This window comes from Paenibacillus sp. JT22N15, from assembly GCF_059383755.1.
In genome coordinates, this window is record NZ_JBXENV010000010.1 from 291,803 (window position 1) to 302,155 (window position 10,353).

Below are 10,353 nucleotides of genomic sequence, written 5' to 3' on the forward strand. Positions count from 1 at the left end.
AAGATGAAAGAAGAATTTTGCATGCTGCTGGCGAACGCAATTGGGAGAATCCCGGCATTTAATGAACAGGAAGCGGAGGCGGCAAGACGCCATTCCGACCAATTGACGAAGCCGCCGGGCAGTTTGGGCAAGCTTGAAGATGTTGCCTGCCAGCTTGCGGGAATTTCGGGCGAGCGCTGGCCAGATATGGAGCGCAAAGCGGTCATTATTATGGCTGGCGACCACGGGGTGTGCGAGGAGGGGGTCAGTGCATTTCCCCAAGCGGTAACCCCTCAGATGGTGCTGAATTTCTTGAATGGCGGCGCAGCAGTCAACGTACTTGCCCGTCAGGCGGGAGCTGACGTGTTTTGCGTTGATATTGGGGTGAACGCAGAGCTTGCGCATCCGAAGCTTCTAAGCCGCAAGATCATGTACGGAACCGCTAATATGGCGAAAGAGGCTGCGATGACGAAAGAGCAGTCCATTAGAGCGATTTTGACAGGGGTAGAAGTCGTGGATGAGCTTTACGAAAAAGGCTACCGCGCCTTTGCCATAGGTGAAATGGGCATCGGCAATACGACGGCTAGCGCTGCGATTACGACGGTGTTGACAGGGCTTCCGCCCGAAGAAACGGTTGGCAGAGGAACAGGCATTAATGATGAGGCTTGGAAAAATAAAGTCGAGGTTGTTAAACGGGCTATTGCGGTTAATGCACCTGATGAGCTGGATCCCTTCGACGTACTGATGAAGCTGGGCGGAGTTGAAATTGCTGGACTGGTAGGCGTTATTATTGGAGCGGCAGCGAACAGCTGTCCGGTCGTTATAGACGGCTACATTTCCTCTGTCGCAGCGTTAGTAGCTTCGCGTATTTCTGATAAGACAAAACCAAGCATGATTGCGTCCCATCTTTCCTATGAGCAGGGTCATGCGAAGCTATTGAAAGCCGTTGGATTAAGCCCAATGATTCATATGGATATGCGGCTTGGCGAAGGCACAGGTGCGGTATTATGCTTCCATTTTATCGATGCTGCATTAAAGCTCATGCAGGAAATGGCCACTTTTGAAAGTGCAGGGGTATCGAAAGCGTAGGTGAAGCTGAAATGGCAATGTTAGTAACAGGCGGTACGCGCAGCGGCAAAAGCTTATTCGCTGAGCAGCTCGCGATGAGGCTTGGCAAAAAAGGCATTTATATAGCAACAAGCCGCATTTGGGATGAAGAAATGGCTGAACGCGTAAATAGGCATCAGCAGAGTCGCGGCGCGGGAGTTTTTGAATGGGAGACGGTTGAGGAGCCGCTTGACCTGGCCGAATTGCTGGAGAAGCAGGCACAGGCTGCGGCAGCTGTGGCGTCAGCCGGAGAACAGCCGCCGGTTGTGCTCGTAGATTGTCTAACCCTTTGGTTGACGAACGCTTTAATGGCAGCGGAGGAGCAGGCGGGACAACCCGGCAAAGAAGCAGACGAGCAGCTGCATCGCCAGACGGAAATGCTCATTGAAGCGATTGCCGCCTATCCATATCCGCTCGTATTAGTAACAAATGAGGTAGGGGCTGGTATTGTGCCTGCTTATCCAATGGGCAGAAAGTTTCGCGATGAGGCAGGAAGGCTGAATCAGCGGGTGGCTGCGGTTTGCGATAAAGTGTTTCTCGTAACGGCGGGCATTCCCATTGAGCTTAAGGCAGCGGCTTTCCGCTGGGAGCAGCTATGATTTTCTATTCCTTGCCGGACATGCTGTGGCTGATTGCAGCAGCTATTGTCGTGGATTGGATCGTTGGCGATCCAAAATGGCCTACGCATCCTGTCATTTGGATCGGCAGGTTCATTGCTTGGCTGGAGCAGAGGCTGCGAAGGAGCGATAAGAAAGAATCCTCCAAGCGCCTCAAGCTAAAGGGCGTCTTGTTAATGCTCATAACGTTGGCCGTTTCATATGGCGTCATGTGGGGAATTGTCGCGGCCGCTTCACTTATTCATTCTTGGCTCGGCTATGCGGTGACCATATGGTTTATATCAACGACTATCGCGGTCAAAGGATTAAAACAGGCAGCGATGCTCGTTTATACCCCACTTGCAGCTGGAAACCTTGAGGAAGCACGCAAATATGTCGGTTACATTGTCGGACGGGACACGGACAAGCTGGGTGAATCAGCGGCTGCCCGTGCTGCTGTGGAAACGGTGGCGGAAAATACAGTCGATGCGCTCGTATCGCCTATTTTTTTCGCATTAATAGGCGGAGCGCCGCTTGCTATGCTTTATCGGGCGACAAACACGCTTGACTCTATGGTCGGTTACCGCAATGATAAGTATATTGATTTTGGCTGGTGCTCGGCACGAACCGATGATGTGCTCAACTATATACCAGCGCGGTTGACGGGAGCTCTGCTCGCGTTCTCGGCGTGGCTGCTGCCGGGCATGTCTGCCGGCCGTTCGGTCGCTGCGATTCGCAAATTTGCCCATCGACATCCGAGCCCAAACAGCGGCATTCCCGAATCGGCCGTTGCTGGTGCGCTCGGTATTGAACTGGGCGGACTCAATTATTATTTTGGAGAGCCTAGCGAACGTGCACGTATGGGAGAGCCCTTGCGTCCATTGTCCGCGCGGGATATCATTTTCACAACTAGATTATTGTATCTGGTAAGTCTATTACTTGTAGTTGGGGTGCTGGCATTATGGCTGTTCGTTCATTGAAGCTGCATGCTCAGGCGCTGGTCGCCGCTATTCAATTTTTGACGAGAATTCCGGTGCCGTTAACCGTTCCGTTTGAGCCGCAAGTGTTATCGCGCAGCACAACTTATTTTTCGATTGCGGGCAGCATGATTGGCGGAATGATTACGCTAGGCTTTGCTGCTGTGCAAAGCTGGCTGCCTGCTGGGCCGGGAGCTGTATTGCTGCTTGCATTGTGGCTCTCGCTTAGCGGCGCGCTTCATATGGACGGCTGGATGGACACGGCAGACGGCGTGCTGAGCCATCGCTCGCGAGAGCGGATGCTGGAAATTATGAAGGATAGCCGAGTAGGCGCTATGGGTGTCCTTGCCGCGGTTTTGCTGGTGCTGTTCAAATTCACCGTGTTATATGAGCTTCTTTATAATACAAAGTCTATTTATGTGCTTCCACTGTTGGTCACAATACCGGCGTGGAGCCGCTGGTGGATGGCGGCGGCGATTGTCATTTGGCCGAGTGCCCGTGAGGGAGAAGGGATCGGCGCTTTATTCCAAGCGGCCTCGCTGCGGCATGTATGGTCGGGTTTTGTGCTGACCTTCCTGCTAGCCTGTGGGATCGGCCTGGCATTCGGATTGCCGCTCAGCACGTCAGCTTTCACAGCGGCAGGTGCTGCTGCTGTGACGATGGCGATAGGGACATTCATGTCTTTCTGGCTCGTCCGCAAGCTGGGAGGCTTGACTGGCGACACCTACGGCGCCATGAATGAAGCGATTGAAGCTATATTGTTGCTTGCACTGCTATTATTGACAACTCATTAGAAGAGGGGAATACGCACCATGCTTGAAAGATACGGACATGGCGGTGACCTGCGTACGGCAGAGGAAAATTTCGGACGGCCAGCTGATCAGTTTGTCGATTTCAGCTCCAATATGAATCCGTTAGGCCCGCCCCCCTTGGTACATAGGGTGCTGCTATCTTATGCCCAGCAGATTGGCAAGTATCCTGACCCTGCGGTACGCGGATTACGGGCGAAGCTTGCGAAGCTGCACGGCATTGACGAGCAGTGCATATTAATTGGAAATGGTGCGGCAGAGTTGATCGATCTGACCGTTCGTGCTGTAAATCCTATTATTACAAGCCTTGCGTTTCCATGTTTCAGCGAATATGGCGACGCCGTTCATAAAATTAGCAGCGGCATTGCCCCGATCATGCTGAAGCCGGAAAATGGCTTTGAGCTGACGGAAGAGGCGATCCAAAGCATGACGACCGAGATGGAAGAGCCTTTTTATATGCTGGGCTCGCCCAATAATCCGACGGGTCGGCTTGTTCAACCGGCACTCATCAAGAAGCTGCTGGCTGGCGGCGCTACGGTGGTCGTGGATGAAGCCTTCATGGATTTTGTGCCTGAAGAAGCGGATTATTCGCTGGTGAAGGAAGCTGCCAGCAATGACAGGCTGTATGTCATTCGTTCTATGACTAAATTTTATGCGATTCCTGGCATTCGGCTCGGGTATGTGATCAGTACGCCAGAGCGGATTGCAGCGCTGCGGCTGCTGCAGGTTCCTTGGAGCGTCAACTCGCTCGCGCAGCTTATTGGAGAGGGCGTATTGGAGGATGCGGAATATGCAGAGGAGACGCTGAAATGGCTTAATGAAGAGCGGCCTTGGCTCACTTCGCAGCTGGAGGGGCTTGGCTTTTCCGTAACGCCAAGCAAAACCAACTATGTGCTCGTAAGGCTGCCGTCTCTGCCTCATCTAACGGCTGCTGCTTTGCAGCAGGAAATGGGCAGCCGCGGGGTGCTTATTCGCGATGCTTCCCATTTTGTCGGACTTGATGACCGGTACTGCCGCTTTGCGATCAAGCTCCGCAGCGATAATGAAAAGCTGCTCGAGGCGCTGGCACAATGCCTGGAAGATTTTAAAGAGGATAGTAGGGATAAGCATGAGTAAGCAATCAGAAAACAATGCCGGGCTGACAATTATGGTGCAGGGCACCGCTTCCGATGTTGGAAAAAGCTTGGTGACAGCCGCATTGTGCCGGATTTTTAGACAGGATGGTTATACCGTCGCTCCCTTCAAATCACAAAATATGTCGCTTAATTCCTACGTTACCTGGGATGGCAAGGAAATTGGACGGGCGCAGGGGATGCAGGCCGATGCTTGCGGCGTGCTGGCGACGACGGATATGAACCCGATTTTGCTGAAGCCGACGAAGGAGATGTCTTCACAGGTCGTCGTTCATGGGAAGCCGCTGCGCGATTTCAGCGCGCGTGAATATCGGGAGAGCTACTTGCCGCAGGCTGGCGTTATCGTGCGGGAGGCGCTCGCCCGTCTGCGCAGCAGCCATGATATTGTCGTGCTGGAAGGCGCGGGCAGCCCTGCGGAAATTAATCTGAAAGATCGCGACATTGTCAATATGCGCATGGCTGCTTGGGCAGATGCGCCCGTCATTCTGGTGGCAGATATCGACAGGGGCGGTGTTTTTGCTTCGATTGTCGGTACGCTTGAGCTGCTTGAACCGCATGAGCGCGAGCGCGTATGCGGCTTCGTTATTAATAAATTTCGCGGCGATGTAGGACTGCTGCAGCCCGGAGTCGATTGGCTGGAGGAGCGGACGGGCAAGCCGGTGCTTGGCGTATTGCCTTTTTTACCGGGACTTGCGCTGGAGGATGAGGATTCGCTGTCGCTGGACCGCAAGCTGGAAGAGCAAGTAAAACAGCGGCCTGATACACTTGATATTGTCGTACTGCGTCTGCCGCGCATATCCAATTTTACCGATGCTGATCCGCTTTACTTTGAAGCGGACGTCATGCTGCGTTTTGTGGACAGGCCTGAGCAATGGGGCACTCCTGATGCGGTTATTTTGCCAGGCAGCAAAAATACGGTCGAGGATTTGCTGTGGCTTCGCGAAATGGGCCTTGCCCAGCAAATAACCGCGTTCGCTGAGAAGGGTGGATATCTCGTTGGCATTTGCGGGGGCTATGAAATGCTTGGCGCGATGCTGCTTGATCCGGCAGGTGTGGAGTCTGAGCATAAGGAAACACCGGGCTTTGGCTTTTTTCCTTTTGACGTAAAGTTTGCAGGGGAGAAGAAAACGGTTCGTGTAGAGGGCCATGCCCGCGCTGCCGCAGCTTGGCTGACCGAACAGCTGCCTGTTGAAGGCTATGAAATTCATATGGGAGAAATTTTCCAGCATGGCGTGCTGCGCCAGCCCTTTGCCATTCGAAGCCAATTGGCTGGTGTAGAACCGCTGCAAGATGGCGAGCTTGATTATGCAGGCGAAGGAGCATGCTCGGTGGATGGCAGGCTTTGGGGCACGTTTATACATGGCATTTTACATAATGATGATTTGCGCCGGGCGTGGCTGAATGACATTCGTATAGCGCGCGGCTGGGAGCCGCTTGCGGCAGAGCTTCGTTTTCGTGAAAACCGCGAAGAGGCGTTTGATCGTCTTGCAGAGCATACACGCCAGCATTTGAATATGCCGCTCGTTTATAAGGTGCTTGCTGCGGGCGGGGAACTGGGTAGTTAGCTTACGTTTCAGATCTAGTAGGATGGAATCTTTAGACAAAGAGCGGAAAAGGGAGTGGGCGAGGTCATGGAGGAGCAAGCTGCGCAGCGTTTGGGAAAGAAAAAAAGCTGGATCATCGCAGGCATTATGCTGGCGTTTCTTGCCTTTTGCGCGCTGCTGCTTTACGGAATGATTCAGTCGATGCAGCAAAAGGGCGGAGCGGCAAGCGACGGCACCCAGCAGCCTGTTAATTACAGCTATGCGGCTGTGGAAGCGGCAAATGGCTTCATGCTGCATGTTCTGAAAACCCGGCCAGCCAACGTAAAGCCTCAATTGGTGCAAAATAATGTGGCGTTAACGCCGTATTATGGGATAAATGGCGGATTTTTTTATGAAAAATCGCTGCTCAGCATTGCCGTGGTCAACAGCCTTGCAGTCAATGAAGAGCAGGGCGAATATGGCTCCGGCAGCGAAAATGCCAAATATGCCCGCGGTACGCTCGTTTGGGATGGCGTTAAGGATCAGCTAAGCGTCCAAATCGCGAGCAAGGCATCCGAGCTTAAAGTTCAGGATCATACACGCTTCTGGGCGCAGGGCGGCATTAGCATGAGCATCGGCAATGATGCGGGCTGGCTGGCGCAGGCGGAACAGGAAAATGCTCCTTTTCCCGATGACGCGCGGTTAAGGTCTGCTGCGGTATACGATCAGCTGGGCAATATTTATTTGGTAGTCAGCAGCACGAAGGGGAGCTTGCCTGCTTTTCGCGAAGCTGTTATCGAAAAGATTGGCGACAACAAGCTTGCCGGCGGCATCTTTCTCGATGGTGACGGCTCCTCGCAGCTGCGCAGCGCGGAGGCGACGCTTCAAGGCGATAGCCGTCCCGTTGTGCAAATGCTGCGCATTATGAAATAAGACGGTTTTATTGAGGAGAAAAAGATGAATCAACTTCCGATTGATGCGGTTTTGCCGGAGCTGCTTGAGGTGCTGGCTGCTGGATGCGGCGCCGTGCTGGTCGCCGAGCCAGGAGCCGGAAAGACGACGCGCGTGCCGCTTGCGCTGCTGGATGCGGCCTGGCTGGACGGCCGTAAAATTATGATGCTGGAGCCGCGCAGGCTTGCAGCCCGCTCTGCCGCCAAATATATGGCGGCGATGCTCGGAGAACAGGTAGGCGACACGGTCGGCTACCGCGTTCGTCTGGATGCGTTGGTGAGTGCGCGGACGCGCATTGAAGTGGTGACGGAAGGCGTGCTGACCCGCATGCTTCAGGAGGACCCAGCTGTGCTGGACGTTGGCGTTATTATATTTGACGAATTTCATGAGCGCCATTTGCATGGCGATCTGGGGCTGGCGCTGAGCCTTCAGTCGCAGGCGCTGCTGCGCAGCGATTTGAGGCTGCTCGTCATGTCGGCGACGCTTGCAGCGGGCCCCGTTGCGGAGCTGCTCGGCGGAGCGCCGATCATTGAGAGCGCCGGCAAAGTATTTCCGGTGCGGACGATCTATCGTTCCTCGAAAGTGGAAGGGCGCATCGAGCCGAGTGTTGTCAGTACGATCCTTCAGGCGCTTGCTGCTGATGAAGGGAATATGCTCGTCTTTCTGCCAGGCGTTGGGGAAATTCGGCGCGTCGCTTCATTGCTTGCGAGTGAAGAGCGGATGAAGGGCGTTAAGGTGGCGGAGCTTTATGGCACGATGCCGCTGGATGCGCAGGATCAGGCGATCCAGCCGTCCGCTGAGGGGAAGCGTAAAGTCGTACTGGCGACGGCAATTGCCGAATCCAGCTTGACGGTTGAAGGCGTGCGTATCGTCGTCGATGCCGGGCTGATGCGGGTGTCGCGTTTTTCACCGCGCACCGGCATGACGCGGCTGGAGACGGTAGCGGTATCGCAAGCGTCAGCCGACCAGCGCCGGGGGCGCGCCGGAAGGCTTGCTCCGGGCGTCTGCTACCGGCTGTGGACGGAGCAGGAGCAAATGCATTTGCAGCCCTTCAGCCAGCCGGAAATGCTGGAGGCCGATCTTGCGCCGCTCGCGCTGGAGCTTGCGGTATGGGGCATCCAGCAGCCGGAGGAGCTCGGCTGGCTGGACCCGCCGCCGATCGGCGCGTATCAGCAGGCGCTGCAGCTGCTTGAGCTGCTGCAGGCTGTTGATTCATTAGGCCGGCCTACGGAGTCGGGCCGGCGAATGGCGAGGCTCGGGCTTCATCCGAGGCTCGGGTATATGCTGCTCCGCGCGCAGCAGTATGGCGCGGTGGAGCGTGCTTGCGAGCTGGCCGCGCTGCTAAGCGAGCGCGACCTGCTGCCACAGCAGCGCAGCGCGGATGTGCAGCTGCGGCTGGATGCTCTGCACCGCGGCGACGGTGCTGAGGTGGATCGCGGCGCCGTGCAGCGAATTCGCTCGCAGGCGCAGCAATGGAGCCGGCTGCTGGCTAGCGCAGCAGCCGGCGAAGCAGGATCGGCCGCGCGCGTAGCAGCGGCTGCCGGAGCGGGCCAGCAGGACGCCGCGATGTCCTGCGGCGCGCTGCTGGCGCTCGCTTATCCCGATCGCATTGCGCAGCGGCGCAGCGACGGCAGATATTTGCTGGCGAACGGCCGCGGCGCGGCGTTGCCGGAAGCCCAGCCCTTGTCGCGCGCAGCCTATCTCGTTGCGGCGGAGCTCGACGACGCCGGAACGGAAAGCCGTATCCGGCTGGCGGCTGAACTGACGGAGGGCGAGCTGGCATCGGCGGCCCGCGACCAAATTCGGCAGGAGCGCATCGTGGAATGGGATGCGTCCGCCCAAGCGGTAAGGGCGCGTGAGCGCGTCCGGCTTGGCGCACTCCTATTGCAGGAAAAACCGCTGCCGAAGCCGGATGCGGAGCTCGTCGCTGCGGCGCTGGCACAGGGTGTGCAGCAGGAGGGCTTGGCCTTGCTGCCGATGTCCAAGCAGGCAGCCCAGTTGCTCGCCCGTATGCGGCTGATGAGGCACTATGACAGCAGCTGGCCGGATGTATCTGATGAGGGGCTGCTGTCCACCTCGTCACTCACCGAATGGCTGATGCCGCATATTCAAGGGATGAAGAGCAAAGCCGATCTGCAGCGTCTCAGCATGCAGCAGCTTCTGGAAGGCATGCTCACCTGGACGCAGCGGCAGGAGCTGGACAAGCAGGTTCCGACGCATATAGCGGTGCCAAGCGGCTCGCGCATTCCGGTCGATTACAATGACCCGGAAGCGCCGTTCATCGCCGTCCGGCTTCAGGAGCTGTTCGGCATGAAGGATACGCCTCTGCTCGCAGGCGGCAAACTGCCGCTAACGCTCCATCTGCTTTCCCCTTCGCAGCGTCCGGTTCAGGTGACGCGCGATTTGGGCAGCTTTTGGAGCCACGCTTATTTTGAAGTAAAGAAGGATTTAAAAGGACGCTATCCGAAGCATTATTGGCCGGATGACCCTTACGCGGCGCAGCCGACGAATCGGGTCAAGCCGCGCAAGTAGCTTGCAGGATTCATAAAGATAGCAACAAGGAAAAGAGGGCTAGAAAATGTCGATGCAGCTTTTTATTTTATTTATACTCGCGATTAACTGCTGGACGTTTACGCTCATGTATCTCGACAAGCAGAGCGCTCGCCGCCAGCAAAGGCGCATCCCAGAGAAACGGCTGTTTACTTTGAGCGCTTTTGGAGGCGCTATTGGCGCCTATGCCGGAATGCGGGCATGGCGCCACAAGACGAAGCATCGCTCCTTCGTTATTGGCATACCGCTGCTTGTCATGTTGAATTTGGTTCTATTTGCAGCGGTATTCCACTATGTGTTCGACATCTCGATTTTCAAATAGCTCAATGGGCGCAGCTAGCTTTTTCTAAAATATAGGAAAGCATGATTTCGCCATAATTTCTCTATATTTCTCGGAATGAAACGCGCCGCGCTGCCAGAGGACGGCGGCAGCCGTTTCACCTTGAAATATAGGAAAGCATGATTTCGCCATAATTTCTCTATATTTCTCGGAATGAAACGCGCCGCGCTGCCAAAGGACGGCGACAGCCGTTTCACCTTGAATTCTAAGAATTTATAAGTTTTATCCTTATATCCGCTTAGAATTCTAGGGCAAAGTTCTTCGCACGTCCCAGAAGGACGACGAAGTCGTTTTTGCTTGAAATATAGGAAAGGATATGATTTCGTTATCCTTTCTCTATATTTCTCGGAATGAAACGCGCCGCGCTGCCAAAGGGCGGCGACAGCCG

The 10,353-nt window shown here is 55.4% G+C and carries 10 protein-coding genes; 9 read left to right on the plus strand and 1 reads right to left on the minus strand.

Going from position 1 to position 10,353, the window contains the following annotated elements; genetic code table 11:
• The first annotated feature begins 3 nt into the window (after nt 1-3).
• The 9 genes from cobT (at nt 4) to AC50X8_RS21285 (ending at nt 9,947) form a co-directional block, all read left to right on the plus strand.
• Entirely contained in the window at nt 4-1,068 is a 1,065-nt protein-coding gene (gene cobT, locus AC50X8_RS21245; RefSeq protein ID WP_494863923.1) for a nicotinate-nucleotide--dimethylbenzimidazole phosphoribosyltransferase, read from the plus strand.
• Nucleotides 1,069-1,079: 11 nt separating this feature from the next.
• Nucleotides 1,080-1,685 carry a bifunctional adenosylcobinamide kinase/adenosylcobinamide-phosphate guanylyltransferase gene (gene cobU / locus AC50X8_RS21250; RefSeq protein ID WP_056038018.1) on the plus strand — a complete coding sequence of 202 codons (606 nt, stop codon included), beginning with the start codon at nt 1,080-1,082 and terminating at the stop codon, nt 1,683-1,685.
• Nucleotides 1,682-2,662, plus strand: coding sequence for an adenosylcobinamide-phosphate synthase CbiB (gene cbiB, locus AC50X8_RS21255; RefSeq protein ID WP_494881304.1), 981 nt, complete (start codon nt 1,682-1,684; stop codon nt 2,660-2,662). Before cobU ends, cbiB begins: the two co-directional genes overlap by 4 nt.
• Entirely contained in the window at nt 2,644-3,453 is an 810-nt protein-coding gene (gene cobS / locus AC50X8_RS21260; protein ID WP_056038013.1) for an adenosylcobinamide-GDP ribazoletransferase, read from the plus strand. Before cbiB ends, cobS begins: the two co-directional genes overlap by 19 nt.
• A gap of 18 nt (nt 3,454-3,471) precedes the next feature.
• Nucleotides 3,472-4,584 carry a threonine-phosphate decarboxylase CobD gene (gene cobD / locus AC50X8_RS21265; protein WP_056038011.1) on the plus strand — a complete coding sequence of 371 codons (1,113 nt, stop codon included), beginning with the start codon at nt 3,472-3,474 and terminating at the stop codon, nt 4,582-4,584.
• Nucleotides 4,577-6,166: a cobyric acid synthase gene (locus AC50X8_RS21270; protein ID WP_056038006.1), complete on the plus strand. Its 1,590-nt coding sequence runs from the start codon at nt 4,577-4,579 to the stop codon at nt 6,164-6,166. Before cobD ends, AC50X8_RS21270 begins: the two co-directional genes overlap by 8 nt.
• 66 nt (nt 6,167-6,232) lie before the next feature.
• Nucleotides 6,233-7,057, plus strand: coding sequence for a hypothetical protein (locus tag AC50X8_RS21275; RefSeq protein WP_056038003.1), 825 nt, complete (start codon nt 6,233-6,235; stop codon nt 7,055-7,057).
• A 24-nt stretch (nt 7,058-7,081) separates the two neighbouring features.
• Nucleotides 7,082-9,607, plus strand: a complete 2,526-nt coding sequence (gene hrpB, locus AC50X8_RS21280) for an ATP-dependent helicase HrpB (RefSeq protein WP_494881307.1) — start codon at nt 7,082-7,084, stop codon at nt 9,605-9,607.
• A gap of 46 nt (nt 9,608-9,653) precedes the next feature.
• On the plus strand, nt 9,654-9,947 hold the full coding sequence (locus AC50X8_RS21285) for a DUF1294 domain-containing protein (protein ID WP_494881309.1): 294 nt from the start codon (nt 9,654-9,656) through the stop codon (nt 9,945-9,947).
• Nucleotides 9,948-9,961: 14 nt separating this feature from the next.
• On the opposite strand, the gene AC50X8_RS21290 is transcribed toward AC50X8_RS21285, so the two are convergent.
• Nucleotides 9,962-10,353, minus strand: a 392-nt coding sequence (locus tag AC50X8_RS21290) for a hypothetical protein (protein WP_494881311.1), incomplete at its 5' end; no start/stop codon positions are given.

Coding starts and splice junctions, on each gene's coding strand:
- cobT (WP_494863923.1), top strand. CDS start 4: ATGAAAGAAGAATTTTGCATGCTGCTGGCGAACGCAATTGGGAGAATC.
- cobU (WP_056038018.1), top strand. CDS start 1,080: ATGGCAATGTTAGTAACAGGCGGTACGCGCAGCGGCAAAAGCTTATTC.
- cbiB (WP_494881304.1), top strand. CDS start 1,682: ATGATTTTCTATTCCTTGCCGGACATGCTGTGGCTGATTGCAGCAGCT.
- cobS (WP_056038013.1), top strand. CDS start 2,644: ATGGCTGTTCGTTCATTGAAGCTGCATGCTCAGGCGCTGGTCGCCGCT.
- cobD (WP_056038011.1), top strand. CDS start 3,472: ATGCTTGAAAGATACGGACATGGCGGTGACCTGCGTACGGCAGAGGAA.
- AC50X8_RS21270 (WP_056038006.1), top strand. CDS start 4,577: ATGAGTAAGCAATCAGAAAACAATGCCGGGCTGACAATTATGGTGCAG.
- AC50X8_RS21275 (WP_056038003.1), top strand. CDS start 6,233: ATGGAGGAGCAAGCTGCGCAGCGTTTGGGAAAGAAAAAAAGCTGGATC.
- hrpB (WP_494881307.1), top strand. CDS start 7,082: ATGAATCAACTTCCGATTGATGCGGTTTTGCCGGAGCTGCTTGAGGTG.
- AC50X8_RS21285 (WP_494881309.1), top strand. CDS start 9,654: ATGTCGATGCAGCTTTTTATTTTATTTATACTCGCGATTAACTGCTGG.